This is a genomic window from Neobacillus niacini NBRC 15566 (genome assembly GCF_001591505.1).
In the GTDB taxonomy this organism is placed as follows: domain Bacteria; phylum Bacillota; class Bacilli; order Bacillales; family Cytobacillaceae; genus Neobacillus; species Neobacillus niacini.
Window position 1 is genome coordinate 46,434 of sequence record NZ_BCVA01000027.1, and the last position, 14,604, is coordinate 61,037.

General features: G+C 36.7%; 16 protein-coding genes and 1 pseudogene. All 17 read right to left on the bottom strand.

Features of this window, described 5'->3' with window-relative positions:
* Positions 1 to 211 precede the first annotated feature (211 nt).
* Positions 212 to 445, bottom strand: coding sequence for a PAS domain S-box protein (locus BANA01_RS18280; protein WP_063254244.1), 234 nt, complete (start codon positions 443 to 445; stop codon positions 212 to 214).
* Positions 446 to 496: 51 nt separating this feature from the next.
* Positions 497 to 967, bottom strand: a complete 471-nt coding sequence (locus BANA01_RS18285; protein ID WP_063254245.1) for a CBO0543 family protein — start codon at positions 965 to 967, stop codon at positions 497 to 499.
* 158 nt (positions 968 to 1,125) lie between these two features.
* Entirely contained in the window at positions 1,126 to 1,737 is a 612-nt protein-coding gene (wrbA, locus tag BANA01_RS18290; protein ID WP_063254254.1) for an NAD(P)H:quinone oxidoreductase, read from the bottom strand.
* A 101-nt stretch (positions 1,738 to 1,838) separates the two neighbouring features.
* Positions 1,839 to 2,261 carry a DoxX family protein gene (locus BANA01_RS18295; RefSeq protein ID WP_063254246.1) on the bottom strand — a complete coding sequence of 141 codons (423 nt, stop codon included), beginning with the start codon at positions 2,259 to 2,261 and terminating at the stop codon, positions 1,839 to 1,841.
* A 26-nt stretch (positions 2,262 to 2,287) separates the two neighbouring features.
* Complete coding sequence (locus BANA01_RS18300; protein WP_063254247.1) at positions 2,288 to 2,902, bottom strand: alpha/beta hydrolase; 615 nt, start codon at positions 2,900 to 2,902, stop codon at positions 2,288 to 2,290.
* A gap of 20 nt (positions 2,903 to 2,922) precedes the next feature.
* Positions 2,923 to 3,861: a ring-cleaving dioxygenase gene (locus BANA01_RS18305; RefSeq protein ID WP_063254248.1), complete on the bottom strand. Its 939-nt coding sequence runs from the start codon at positions 3,859 to 3,861 to the stop codon at positions 2,923 to 2,925.
* Between the two features lie 87 nt (positions 3,862 to 3,948).
* Positions 3,949 to 4,347: a DoxX family protein gene (locus BANA01_RS18310; RefSeq protein ID WP_063254249.1), complete on the bottom strand. Its 399-nt coding sequence runs from the start codon at positions 4,345 to 4,347 to the stop codon at positions 3,949 to 3,951.
* Positions 4,348 to 4,400: 53 nt separating this feature from the next.
* Positions 4,401 to 4,826: a MarR family winged helix-turn-helix transcriptional regulator gene (locus BANA01_RS18315; RefSeq protein ID WP_063254250.1), complete on the bottom strand. Its 426-nt coding sequence runs from the start codon at positions 4,824 to 4,826 to the stop codon at positions 4,401 to 4,403.
* Positions 4,827 to 4,912: 86 nt separating this feature from the next.
* Positions 4,913 to 5,317 carry a transcriptional regulator SpxA gene (gene spxA / locus BANA01_RS18320; protein ID WP_063254251.1) on the bottom strand — a complete coding sequence of 135 codons (405 nt, stop codon included), beginning with the start codon at positions 5,315 to 5,317 and terminating at the stop codon, positions 4,913 to 4,915.
* A 357-nt stretch (positions 5,318 to 5,674) separates the two neighbouring features.
* Positions 5,675 to 5,914, bottom strand: a complete 240-nt coding sequence (locus BANA01_RS18325; protein WP_063254252.1) for a spore germination protein — start codon at positions 5,912 to 5,914, stop codon at positions 5,675 to 5,677.
* Positions 5,915 to 6,251: 337 nt separating this feature from the next.
* Positions 6,252 to 7,292, bottom strand: coding sequence for a pirin family protein (locus BANA01_RS18330; protein ID WP_235847177.1), 1,041 nt, complete (start codon positions 7,290 to 7,292; stop codon positions 6,252 to 6,254).
* A gap of 320 nt (positions 7,293 to 7,612) precedes the next feature.
* Entirely contained in the window at positions 7,613 to 8,590 is a 978-nt protein-coding gene (locus tag BANA01_RS18335) for a ring-cleaving dioxygenase (protein WP_034675800.1), read from the bottom strand.
* A 19-nt stretch (positions 8,591 to 8,609) separates the two neighbouring features.
* The gene (locus BANA01_RS18340) at positions 8,610 to 9,578 is read right to left on the bottom strand and encodes a ring-cleaving dioxygenase (RefSeq protein ID WP_034675803.1); all 969 of its coding nucleotides are present in this window, start codon (positions 9,576 to 9,578) and stop codon (positions 8,610 to 8,612) included.
* A 505-nt stretch (positions 9,579 to 10,083) separates the two neighbouring features.
* Positions 10,084 to 10,866 (bottom strand): SDR family oxidoreductase, encoded by a 783-nt coding sequence (locus BANA01_RS18345; protein ID WP_034675806.1) that lies wholly within the window; start codon positions 10,864 to 10,866, stop codon positions 10,084 to 10,086.
* Between the two features lie 135 nt (positions 10,867 to 11,001).
* A complete protein-coding gene (gene rpiA / locus BANA01_RS18350) occupies positions 11,002 to 11,670 on the bottom strand; it encodes a ribose-5-phosphate isomerase RpiA (RefSeq protein WP_034675809.1) in 669 nt (222 codons plus the stop codon).
* 259 nt (positions 11,671 to 11,929) lie between these two features.
* Positions 11,930 to 13,402, bottom strand: a pseudogene (zwf, locus tag BANA01_RS18355) (glucose-6-phosphate dehydrogenase); the annotation flags it as partial.
* 169 nt (positions 13,403 to 13,571) lie between these two features.
* Positions 13,572 to 14,228, bottom strand: coding sequence for a fructose-6-phosphate aldolase (fsa, locus tag BANA01_RS18360; RefSeq protein WP_034675812.1), 657 nt, complete (start codon positions 14,226 to 14,228; stop codon positions 13,572 to 13,574).
* Positions 14,229 to 14,604 lie beyond the last annotated feature (376 nt).

A 14,604-nucleotide genomic window follows, 5' to 3' on the forward strand; every position in this document is an offset into this window, starting at 1 on the left:
ATAATATATTAATCTAGTATTTTTGTCAATTAAACTAGCATAGTATATTTTTCCTGTTTTAGATATATTGTCTAATAAAAAAGTCGGATAAATTATAATTCTATCTGACTAATGATGGTTATTTTAAATTGACTTTTTCAAAACTTAATTATTTTCAAATAATATCCTTTCCTCTCAAAAAAGCATTTCGGATAACATTTTCACCTTCTCGCTATTTATTTAAAAAGGCTTCGTGTTGATCTTTCGTCATATTATGCAAGGATGGCGGTTGAAACTTTCCTTTTAATTCCTCAAACGTTCTCTCTAGTATTTCTGTAAAAGTTGGATTTGCTTGAAGAATCACTCCGTCTTGACCAACTAAAAAAAACACATCATTGGTATCCTGCCACATTAGTTCAAATGCTTTTTCCCCAATTTTCGGATTATCTAAGATTAAACTAATCATTTTATTCTCTCCCTTTACTTCTATTCACCTTTGATTTATCTCTCTATAAATTTATGCACTCTTTACTTTATCCAATTTTTTTAAAAACCCAACTAAACCTCTTATAGTAAACAAAGTAAAATTTACACTTGCAAAAGTATGAAATGGTGACCATTTCTTCCATTTGAATAACCTTGTATTCTTTTCAAAGAACCATTGACCAATACTCATGGGAACACTAAATAGTAAGCTTTTCAAAAGAATTTTACCGATCTTATCGTTATAAGACAGCTTAACCCAAATAACACTTAAAAGTGGAAAGAATAATAATGTATAAATGATGTTAGTCCTAAAAATCTTTGGAAAAGGACGGACTGGATATTCTAGTCTTTTAGTACCAATAACATAAGCGTCTATTAGGTAAGCAAGAACTCCCTTTGAGAAAAAAATAACAAGATTTTCTCTCATTTTTGGCCCTTTAAATAAGAATGGGAGGAAAACAACGCACAAAGATGTGAGTAAATTCAACAGTTTCTTTTCCATACAATAACTCCTTCGATAGAAAAATTTCGCAACAGTGACATCCTACCTATTATTTCTTTAGGTATTATTTACTATTCCTTCGAGTTTAAAATTATTTTCTACGTAATTAAAAAAACTAATCGGAAGGATCCGATTAGCTTTTTTAGTTAATAAAGATTTTATTGGTTCGCCTTTTTTACCCATTCTGCAACGGTAACCGTACGCTTTGCTTGGTGCTTTACAGCTGCTTCAACATCATCAATCATTTTTCCATCCTGACCAACAGTCACACTTGTTCCATATGGGTTACCGCCAGCTCCAAATGTAACAGGATCTGTATAACCAGGAGCAGCAATAATTGCACCCCAATGCATCATAGATGTATATAATGAAAGAAGGGTAGCTTCTTGACCGCCATGTGGATTTTGTGCAGAAGTCATTGCGCTGACTACTTTGTTTACGGTTTTACCAGTTGCCCAAAGTCCTCCCTGGATATCAAGAAATTGCTTCATTTGTGAAGGCATGTTTCCAAATCGAGTCGGAACACTGAAAATGATGGCATCTGCCCATTCAATATCGTCCCCTGTTGCAATTGGAACATTTTTTGTTGCTTCTACTGTGTTTTTCCATACTTCATTTCTCTCAATAATAGAATCGGGAGCTAATTCCTGTACTTTTAATACTTTAACCTCAGCACCAGCTTCTTTTGCACCTTCTTCAGCCCACTTTGCTAATTGATAATTGGTGCCACCCATACTGTAAAAAATTACTGCCAATTTTACATTTGTCATACTTTTTTCCTCCTTTTCAGGTGTATTCCCAAATAATCTAGACAAGAAACCCATTCGTAACACCTCCTATTATCTCTTTGTTTTAAAATTATCATTCACTACTAAGCAGCTCTTTTTATCTCTTTTGACTCCCTTTGAAAAATCAATTGACTAACTGATAATAGCTTGCTTCCATTAATGACAAGATATACCGCAATAGCTAAGAATGCTAAGTCTAATTCGTAACCGGCCATTTGACCGTTTCCTAATAAACCAATTGCTAGTTTTACTTTTATTGTTGCTCCAATCATTAATAAGGCAAACAAAGCCGCAACTAATCTTGTTGCTAATCCAACGATTAATAGGATCCCACCAATAATTTCGAGTAAAGCAACTCCATATGCCATAACTCCTGGTAAGCCAAGGCTTTCAAACCAGCCTGCTATGTTCTCTATTCCACCTTGAAACTTTACAACTCCATGAATAAAAAATATTGCTCCTAATGTAACGCGTAATATAAGTGCTCCAATTTCATTTTTAAACATTTTCGTTTTTCCCCCGTTTAGTTATATTATTTAGTAATAAAATGTTTTTGATACCAAGACGCTGCTGCTTCTACTTCTTGTTTAGTTAATTGATGGCCTTTATTTTCCCAATGGAGTTCAACTTGCGCATTTGCCTTTTCTAATAAGGATTGAAGTTCAGATGATTCCATAGGAGAGCAAATTGGATCATTTGTCCCCGCAGCAATAAATACTGATTTCCCTGTTAAATCAGGAAGGTCAATTCCTTTACGCGGCACCATTGGATGATGAAGAATCGCTCCCTTTAATGCATGTTGATAGTGAAATAATAAACTCCCCGCAATATTTGCCCCATTTGAGTAGCCGATTGCAAGTATATTATTGCGGTCAAAATCATAGTTTTCCGCTGCTTCATCTAGAAACTCGTTCAATTCTTTTGTTCTAAAAATCAGATCTTCCTCATCAAAGACACCTTCAGCTAATCTGCGGAAAAACCGAGGCATTCCATTTTCTAATACATTTCCACGAACGCTTAATACATTTGCCTCATCATCAATCATTCCCGCAAGAGGCAGCAGGTCTAATTCATTGCCTCCAGTACCATGAAGCAGTAACAATGTTGGTTTGGTTGGATTTTGTCCCTTATTAAAAATATGTTTCATTATTTATCTCCCCCTTATATTCAATTTAATTCTCTCACTTTAATTGGCAGCAACCCACGTTCAATTTGGTCTCTATGTGGTTCATACTGTGCAGGAAGCATTAATTTCTCTCCCATCGTTTCTTGTGATTCATCATGAGCAAAGCCTGGAGGATCTGTTGCAATTTCAAATAATATTTCTCCGTGTTCTCTAAAATAAATCGCATTAAAATAGTTTCGATCTCGTACTGAAGTGACGCCATACCCATTCGCAGCAACATACTTTTGCCATTCCAATTGATCTTGATCATCACTTGCCCGCCAAGCGATATGATGTACGGTTCCCACACCCATTTGCCCGCGTCCAATCGGAGTTAATTTTAAATCAATGACATTTCCGATATCAGCTGAAGAACGGTAACGTGCAAAATCTCCTTCTTTACCTACGAGTTCAAGTCCCATAACATTTTCTAACAAATCTGCCGTTTTATTAGGCTGGCTGGATAATAGAGTGGCTCCCCCAAACCCTTTGATGGCAACTTCCGGTGTTACCCCGCTAAAGTTCCAATGATTAAGTTCGCCTTCTGCTCTTTCAACCATTTCAAGGTGAAGTCCGTGCGGATCATCAAATTCCAAATATTGCTCCCCGAATCGCTCCATTTTTGTAAAAGGCACTTTGAACTTTTCTAATCTATTTTCCCAAAATGCAAGGGCACCTTTAGGAACAACGTATGAGGTAACTCCTACTTGACCATCACCGATCATACCTTGTCGGGCTCCAGCCCAAGGAAAGAATGTGATGATTGTTCCAGGTTTTCCTCCTTCATCTCCAAAATAAAGGTGATACGTGCCAGGATCATCGAAGTTTACCGTTTGTTTTACTAAGCGTAGCCCTAAAATACCTGCATAAAAATCAATATTCTCCTGTGGATGACCAACAATAGCAGTGATATGATGAATTCCCATTGTTTTCTTACTCATTTTGAAACACCCCTTTTTGTATTATGATGTCTATTAACTAGTTAATATATAATATTTGTAAATCAATATTCTCTAATTCGAGATATTTTAGAATAAAAAAGCATCCAATGCATATTGTCCAGGTCCAATTAATGCTACTCCAATGACCACGGCAATGATTGTCAAATTATATTCATATCCATTTTGTGTGGACCAATAACCATTTGGAGCATGAACCTTAACGATTGCCATAACCATTGTACCCGCAATCATGATGCCTGCAAGAGGAGTAAGAATTCCTAAAGTAAACAACAATCCGCCAATTACTTCTGCTAACCCTGCCATGAGAGCCATCATCACACCTGGTTTTAAACCAAGGGATTCCATCCAGCCTCCTGTACCCTTTAAGCCGTAGCCTCCAAACCAGCCAAACAATTTCTGGGCGCCATGAGCCATGAACGACAAACCAATCACTAGTCTAATAATTAATAACCCTATACTCATCATTTTAGTTCCTCCTATTTATTTATCTCGAATCTGAGATATTAATATAAAAAAATTTATTTCGCTTTCTTAATAATTTTGTTTAACAAATTGACCATTTCCTCATGCTCATGATCAGTCAAATCTCCAAAAAAGGAATCTACCATCTCTTGATATTTCGGCATTATGTTTTCCATCATTTCCTTTCCTTCAGCCGTTAAGGTAATATGGATAACCCGCCTGTCTTCTCTACAATCATTTCTTTTTATTATTCCTTTTTGTTCAAGTTTATCAATCACATACGTCATCGAGCCGCTTGAAATTAAGATTCTATTTCCAATCTGCTGAATCGTTTGTTTTCCTTGGTAGAAAAGTACCTCTAAAACAGAAAACTCAGTAATACTAAGTTTATTTTGGGACATTTCATCTCTTATTCGTTCCTGAATTGCTTTTGAGGTTTGCATTAACAGCAAAAATGGCTGATTTGTACATTTCCTTTCCATGATTTAGACCTCCTATTTAAATACACTGAATTAATATATCTCGAATTAGAGATAATGTCAATAGATGTTTACTATCTATATATCCACTATTGAACTTCTTCAAAAAAGCTATACTCTTCATCAAGTTGGAGTAGACGCATTTTACGCGGCAAAAAACTCCGTATCTCTTCTTCGTTAAAACCTACTTGTAATCTTTTTTCATCAAGAATTAAAGGTTTTCTTAATAGCCCAGGATGCTCTTCAATAAGTGTATACAATTCTCGAAGTGAAATAGTATCGATATTTACATTTAACTTTTTGAAAGTTTTTGACTTTGTTGAAATAATTTCATCGGTGCCATCTTCTGTGTAACGAAGGATATCCTTAATCTCATCTACTGATAGCTTTTCAGAAAGAATGTTTCTTTCTTTATAAGGAATTTGATTTTGATCAAACCATGCCTTTGCTCTTCGGCATGAAGTACAACTAGGTGATAAGTATAAAGTTACCATTATTCACACTCCCCTGATGTTTATTAATCCGTTTGACTTCTATCAATTAGCTATCCTTTTATCTTAAATCAACGTATCTCAAATTACGATATCTCGAATTAAATATATTTTTATTATATATCATCTTCTACAATTGTCAACAGAAAATCATAAAGTAATAATACGTTGCCGTATGGCACAAGGTATTTTCATTTTGTGCGGCTCCTATGTTTCAATAATCTATATATGTGAAAAAGCATACTCAATGAGTATGCTCAACCTTTATAAACACTCTCACATACCCCAGGTTTTGGTTCATAAGTTCAGAGAATAGATTATCAGTCCTAGCTAGATCCCTAGAATGAAGTTGATGAACCATCATTGGCTACTGTTTGGTGAAGATGGATTTTCAGTTTGACCTTGATCACTGATATCGGAATCTTGGGTCACCGTAATAATCAGCGATTTAGCAGGTGAAAAATCTCCCATTGAAAAATTAGTACCATATAATTTCATGTTTGAAGTATGGCTGTTTTGCAATGTTCTTCCTATATTAATGTTTGCATTTTGTGTTATCCCATTTACGTGCAGGTTGTAAATATTAATTTTGTTAGACATAAGATCCTCCAATTAAAAGAAGATTTTAGTATATAATATGTTAAACAAGTATCATAAGAAATGGACAAACATGGAATTTAGTTCATAGTTTTTTCTAATCTTATTGAAAAAAAACAATGCAATAAATCATACCAGTCCAATTTTTATATTTTGACTATAAAAAAACAAATATCAAACACAATTTTTACATTGGTTTGATATTCGAATCACAATCATTCGCTTTTGTTGAAACTGTATGGTTTTTTGTAGGAACTGTACACTTTTTTGTTGAAGCTGTACGCTTTGTTGTTGAACCTGTATGGTTTTTAAAAGCAGTACCTTTCCTAATGAATAGTGGTTACCTTTTCTCAACTCTACCATCCGCATGGCGTGCGAATCTTCCAGACTCACGCTTATTCACAGGATCTGGACGATCCCACGGCCAGCCTCCGAATTGGGTATTTTGGTAATCCTTGAACGCTTCACGAATTTCCTGCTCGGTATTCATGACAAACGGTCCATAGGCTGCCACAGGTTCTTGTATCGGCTCACCCTCTAGGAGCAGCAAATAACTCTCAGATGATCCATTGGTAATCGTAATCTCCTGATCACCAGCAAGCTTTACACGATGGTACGTCTCAATTGCTGTTTCGTCAATATTTAGTTTTTCTCCCTGATAATAGTATAAATTTCTCGTCATGGTCGCTGAGACAGAAGGCAGGGTGTAGACTGCTTCCGACTCCATATGAATAACGTAAATGCCCACATGATGATTTTTATCGTTTGCCCAAGAAGCTGCGTTTGGTTCTAAACTAGACTGGCCCATCGCATTCCCTGAAACTAGTCTTACACTTGTTTTTTGTCCATTCGCAGCTGCCGATTGTACTTCCGGTATATCTTCAGCCCATAACATTTTATACTCAGGATCAGCAAATTTATCTTTTGCAGGCAGATTCAGCCAAATCTGAAAGAACTCAAGTGGATTGCCTTTGTCCTGGTTTACGAGAGGAAACATTTCGGTATGTTGGGCGCCCTTTCCTGCTGTCATCCATTGAACATCCCCATTCCCAAATCGTCCTACCGACCCATATGAATCAAAATGATCAATTAGACCTTCAAGAACGACAGTAACCGTCTCAAAACCTCTGTGGGGATGTACAGGGAATCCCGGAACCGTTTTACCATGATACATTCTAAAGCCATCACGCAATGTAAAATCTTCTCCAAGATTTCTACCTTCCAAAGAGACGTTCGGACCCTGCTCATCATTTCCTGGTGGATACGCATCTTTATGATGAACCGTCATAAGAAACGGATCTTCGGTCTCCCATGGAAATCCTAATTTTTGTATTTTTATGATTTTGCTCTTCACTTCTACCTCTCCTTTAAAAGCCTCCATGTTATGGTTGAAAAAGTTTACTATTTTTCCTTTGGCTCTGTTATTACTGAATGTTGATTTCACTATGTTTAGAAATACGTAAAATTCAGCCTAAATTGGGAAATACCCATATTCCCTTAAATATAAGGGAATTTTTTCCGCTTATTTTATCAAAATCTTTAGATTTTGTCTTATTTAGAGCTTTTAATCGGAATATCTCCATTTATATAGACTTCATAAGCTTCCTTTATATACATTAGCGGAAATTCTCCGCCTATCAATTCACATACCTATACCTACACGGTAAAATCAACCAATGGATAATAACATAGCCATTCCATCTATTCTTTAACGAATTCCTTCATACTTCTCACTGTATCAATTGGACGAACTAATTTTTCGATTTCTTCACGTTTTGGCTCTAAGAATGGAGGTAACGATAATTTTTCCCCAAGTGTTTCATAAGGTTCATCCCCCATAAAGCCAGGACCATCGGTAGCGAACTCAAATAAAATTTGCGGTGCAACTCTTGCGTACAAGGACTCAAAAAAGTGACGATTTACATAACCGGATGTTTGGAATCCAAAACTACTCATCCGTTCAATCCATTCCTCTAAAACAGCCCGATCCTCTACACGTAGAGCCGCATGGTGAACTGTACCATATCCTTGTCGGGCTTCAGGAAGAACCGCATTATATTCTACAATGACTGAGGCACCATTTCCGCCTTCCCCCACTTCAAATAAATGGAAGGATCCGTCTTGTGAAGTCTCCTTAAATAATAGAACTTTTTCCATCATTTCTTTAAAGTAATCAAAGTTCGCAATTCGAACAAAAACAGGACCTAAACCAGTAATGGCATATTCCAGTGGAATGGGACCTTTTTGCCATGGTGTACCAGCTTTCACGCCTTTATTGAATTCATCTGAAATCAATTGATATTGTTGATCATCAAAATCAACAAAAGAGAGTGTTTTCTTGCCAAATTGTTCTTTGATTCCAGTATGTTTGACTTCTAGGCGATCAAAACGTTTTACCCAATAGTCTAACGCCGCATCACTAGGTACACGGAACGATGTCTTTGAAATTTCATTTGTACCGTGAACGCCTTTCGGAATGCCGGGGAAATCAAAGAACGTCATGTCTGTGCCTGCGCTGCCTTTATCATCAGCAAAGAATAAATGATAGGTTTGAATATCATCTTGATTGACTGTTTTTTTAACTAATCGCATACCTAAAACATATGTGAAAAATTCATAGTTCTTTTCTGCACTGCTTGTAATGGCTGTTACATGATGTATTCCTTTTAAATGGTTCATGATCTATTCCTCCAAGTGTTTAATTTAAATTTAATGGACGTAATTTTTCTTCGATCTCTTTTCGTTTTGGTTCCAAAAATGATGGAAGTGATAGTTTTTCTCCCATTGTTTCCATTGGTTCATCTGTCGCAAATCCTGGGGTATCTGTTGATAACTCAAATAAGATTCCATTTGGTTCCCTAAAATATAATGCCTTGAAGTAATACCGCTCCACTTTCCCTGAATTCGGTAACCTGTATTCTTCCAAACGCGCTGCCCATTGATTATATTCTTCCTCATTCGGAACACGGAAGGCAACATGGTGAACACCACCACGTCCTAAGCGGGCTCTTGGCAAATCGGGTCTTGTTTCAATATGAACCTCAGCACCGCTGCCGCCTTCGCCAGTAGCATAAACCAATATATCAGGATGATCCCCGTCAAGTGACGGATAGGATCCGACAGAGCGAAAACCCATAACTTCTGTTAAAACACCAATCGTTGGTTCTGCTATTGCCACTGTGAGGGTTACAGGTCCTAAACCAATAATGGCATGTTCCAATGGAATGTCATCTCTTTTCCAAGGAACCCCTGCTCTCACACCTTTTTCACCGTTATCCGCTACTAGTATGCTGCTTGTCCCCTCAAAATCCCTGAAAGCCAATGTATCACGATTTGCTCTTTTTTGAATCTCATCATGTTCAACACCATATTGTTTAAAACGTTCTTTCCAAAATAACAATGACTCTGAATTTCTAACCCTAAGTGATACAGTAGAAATATCTGAAGTTCCCCTGTATGTCTGCCCAAGATGAGGTATGTCAAAGAACGTGACTTCCGTTCCTGGTGTTCCTTCACCGTCAGCATAGAAAAGATGATAGGATTCTGTATTATCTTGATTAACGGTTTTCTTAACCAATCTCATTCCTAAAATTTTAGTATAAAATTCATAATTTTTTTCCGCTTTTCCAGTTAATATGGATACATGATGTAGTCCTAAAAGTTCCATCTTATCATCACTCCTGTCATAATATTAATTTAATCCATTTGGTGCACGCACTTTTACGTATAGGATAGCTCCAACAATTATTATTTCTCCAAGTCGTGGTAATAGCCCAAAGCTAGTAAACAAATGTCTATCATCTTAAATCTTATTTATTTTATCTCGGATTCGAGATATTATTTTAAAAAAATAAACTTATCTTTTATTCCTTATTAGATGATTGTATTAATATAAGAAAGGGTAAATTATCGCATTTCCATTCCAAAAATCGAATAAAACTATCTCGAATTAAATTATCTCGAATACAAGATAATAATAATCCATTTAAATTATTTTGTCAATAACCTTTTATTTTATTTCTACGACACAATCCATTTTCAAAAATGATGTTACATGCCGGCCGAGCAAAATTAAAAGCAGTCCAATTCAATTCGTATGCATCCAATAATGACCTTATAAAAAAGACGAATCCAATTCAAATCATTGGAATCGTCTTTTTTGCATGAAAAAATTAATACTTATAGGATTGTCCGCCATCAATTGGAATAACTGCAGCGTTGATAAAACTTGATTGATTGGATAATAAGAAAGCTACTAAGTAACCAACTTCTTCTGGTCTTCCGAAACGCTTCATTGGATTTGGTTCCACGAAAGCTTTTCCAACCTCTTCCCAATTGACTGGGTCAATTTGTTTTAACGAGCCTTCAACCATAGGTGTCATAATGGCCCCAGGTGCAATGGCATTTACATTAATACCAAATTGACCATATTCAATTGCTGAGTTTCTGGTTAAACCAACTACACCATGTTTACTAGCTGCATATCCTGATTGATTTCCTACACCACGGATACCACCAACAGAAGCTGTATTAACAATAGAACCTGAACCTTGTTCTTTCATTACTTTTAAAACATGCTTCATTCCATAAAATACACCGTTTAGATTTACGTTTAATACTTTAGCGAACTCTTCGCTTCCAAATTCTTCGGTTAAATTTTGTTTTCCTTCAATTCCTGCATTATTGAAAAATCCGTCAATTCGGCCGTACTTTTCAACTGTTTGCGTAACATAATTCTGTACAGCTTCTTCATCTGCTACATTCGCAGAAATTAAAAGGACTTCTGCTTCAGGGGCAGCTTCTAAAACCAATTTTTTCGTTTCTTCTAGAGAATTAGTGTTTAAATCCACTAGTGTAAGTTTTGCTCCTTCTTTTGCAACTTGTAAAGTTGCAGCTCTACCTAAACCAGATCCTGCACCTGTAACTATAACTACTTTTTCTTCAAACCTTTTCATTTTTATCCAACCTCCTACTATTGTTTACCCTTAATGAAACCCGTTAAACGAAGTATCCCCAGGTGCTTTAAATAAGACAAAGGTCAATGATTCGATTATTCTTCCCCCAAGTGCATATACTGATTCTCCCTTGTTCTAGCTTCGGACTATCGTTGATAGCTTTTTATCTTTAATGGTAATAACTATATCTGCCATATCTACAAATAATCCGTTATCTACTACACCTGGTATGAGATTGAGGCTTTTCTCTAACTCTCTTGATTGTGTAATTTCTTGAAAGCTGCTATCTATAATATAGTTACCATTATCTGTTCGATAAGGAGTCCCATCCTTCATCCGCAGCTTTGGACTGCCTCCAAGTTTTCTAATATGTTTAGCTGTCATTTCGTATCCAAATGGAACTACTTCAATCGGCAAAGGAAAAGTTCCTAACGTATCGACATTTTTACTAGAGTCAGCAACGACAATAAACGTTTTAGCTGCTGCAGCAATGATTTTCTCTCTTAAAAGAGCACCGCCGCCCCCTTTAATGAGATTTAGCTCAGAATCTAGCTCATCTGCACCATCAATTGCGACATCAATTTGCTCTATCTCATTGAACGATACCAGTGGAATGCCAAGTTCTATCGCTAATTGTTTCGTTTGTTCAGAAGTAGGAACTCCTTTAATGGAAAGTCCCTGCTGAACTAACTGACCAAGCTCCATGATGGTATAAAATACAGTAGAACCCGTACCGAGTCCAACCACCATACCGTCTTTCACATATTCAACAGCTTTTTCTCCAACTTCTTTCTTCTCATTCACGGCTTTGTCTCCCTTCAACTAAGGTTGGAATCTCTCCTTTATTAATTTGTCCATTGTTTTGCAACTTGTTCCCGTGCCATCTGCAAGATATCCCGTTAAGTTTCGGGCACTCCAGCTGTTGTTGAAAGTCAGATATCAAAAAAAGGCATCCTCATCCAACTGATTAGGCTGCCCTTTTATACTACTTTATAGATAGTTGTTTTTGTAATTCTTCTGTTTCTGCATTATCTCCTGGTTGAAGGACCGTATCCTTACTATCTTGAAGTTCTTCATCAAGCCACCATTTAAAACCATTTTCCAATAATAAGAATTCTGAAGCATCAGGACCATATGAACCTGATTGATAAGGATGGAGCGGTATTGAATTTTTCTCAAATGCATGAAGAATCGGCTGTACCCATTCCCATGACAATTCAACTTCTTTCCAATGAGCAAAGAAGGTAGAATCCCCGTTAAACGCATCATAGATTAGTCTTTCATATGCTTCCGGTACGTCCAATCCTAATTGTTCATTTGCGAAATTAATTTTGATTGGAGTAACCTTTCCGTTATCCAATGGGTTTTTGCTGTTTAATTGTAAAGAGATATTTTCATTCGGATTGATTTCAATAATCAATAAGTTAGGATCAAGTTGGCTATTTTTATATGACTGGTTTTCCTTATTTTTAAATTCAATCACAATCCGCGTTGACTTTTCCTTCATTCTTTTTCCAGTACGAATGTAAAAGGGAACCCCAGTCCATGATGGATGATCGACCCACAACCGGGCAGCAACAAATGTATCTGTAGTGGAAGAAGGATTTACTCCAGGCTCTTCTATATAACTTGGAACCTTTTGATCATGTACCTCTCCTGAAATGTATTGGCCGCGGACAATATCGGTTGGAACAGCTTCTTCTTTTAAAGGACGAAGAGACTCTATGACCCTCCGCTTCTCCTGTCTAATTCCGGCTGCATTAATTTTTTCAGGCTTATCCATAGCTGTCATCATTAAAATTTGCAGCATGTGGTTTTGGAACATATCACGAATGGCTCCAGCTTGGTCGTAATAACCTGCTCTCTTCTCAACCCCAACGGTTTCACTGGCAGTAATTTGGACATTTGCAATATGGTCTTTATTCCAAACAGAACGTAGAATCGGGTTGGCGAAGGCCAAGGCTTCCAGGTTCTGAATCATTGGTTTGCCTAGGTAATGGTCGATTCGATAAATTTCCTCTTCTAGAAAGGCACGGCTAAGTTTTTGATTAAGTTCACGTGCAGATTTTAGATCATGACCAAAAGGCTTTTCGATGATTAATCGTTTCCAGCCAGCTGTCTCACCAAGACCGCTATTATTTATGTTTAGGGCGATGGTATCAAAAAATTCCGGTGCCACTGAAAGATAAAACATACGATTTTCTTTTAAATCTAGTTCTTCTTCCCGCTGCTTGACTAATTGAAGCAGCTGTAGATAATCATCTTTACTGGTGACATCCAATCTGCTGTAACGGAAATATTCTAAAAATTCTCCCATATTTGCTGCCTCGTGTTCAAGGCGGCGTGAAAAGTCTAAAATCGAGTCCTTCACTTTATCTTGAAAATCAGAATGAGAAATCTCCCCTCTTCCGAGCCCAATAATAGATACCGATTGTGGTAATTTTTGATCAACATACAAGTTGTAAAGCGCTGGATAAATCTTTCTTTTCGCTAAATCCCCTGTTGCTCCAAACAAGACAAATGTCATTGAATCCATTTTTCTTCCCCCATGTTCGAATTCCGTCTTCTCCCAGTTTCTAGCTTATGCGTTCGTTTTAAGCTCTTTATCTTTAATGGTAATAACAAAATGACTCCGGGTACAATACCGGAGTCATTAACTGGTTTCCCTATTTTTTCACACATTTTCTCTATCAAATATGTTGGTTTTAAGCGTTCCAGTCAGCAGCAAATTTTTCAATGCCTTGGTCAGTTAACGGATGTTTTGATAATTGCTCAATAACCTTAAATGGAATTGTTGCAATATGAGCTCCTGCTAACGCCACACGTGTAACATGGTCAGGATGACGAACAGATGCTGCAATGATTTGTGAATCCAAGTTTTGAACCTGGAACATCTTTGCGATTTTCGCAACTAGTTCTACACCATCTTCGTTAATATCGTCTAAACGGCCTAAGAATGGTGAAACATATGTAGCACCTGCACGAGCTGCCAATAATGCTTGGTTTACACTAAAAATGAGTGTAACGTTTGTTTTAACACCTTTTTTGGTTAGGTAACGGCAAGCCTCTAATCCATCCAATGTCATTGGTAACTTAATGGTGATATTTTTATCGCCACCGTTAATTTTAATAAGCTCGTCTGCTTCCGCAATCATTTGTTCAGCTGTTACAGCATGAGGTGTTACCTCGGCAGAAACAGACTCCACTTCTGGAACGGCATTTAGAATTTCTTCAATACGATCCTCAAATTTAACGCCTTCTTTTGCTACTAAAGAAGGGTTGGTTGTTACTCCTGATAATACACCAATTTTATAGGCTTTTTTGATTTCCTCAAGATTTGCAGTATCGATAAAAAATTTCATTATCTCTTTCCTCCAGTTATATTTATATTTATCCTTATTTTACATTTTTTCGACAGCATGTCCACTAAAATTGTCTCGCAGTGCGGCTACAATTTTACCAGCAAGATGTCATCTTCTAGAAGAACGATAGCGTATTATGATGGACAATGCAATGACTGATGTTGCTTTTTATAGGAGCTTAATCTTATCTACACACCATTTTCACACATTAAAGCAATGCAGAATCCCATTAGTTTCTTCATAATTCTAATAGTTCAAACAAAGCAATCTCAGTCAAATTGATTTTCACTGTTATTTTTGAAAACGGAACCATTTTCCATTTCGTGCTTCACCCTTCAACAAAAATAGTTCAACATTCATAATTTGTCCATAATCT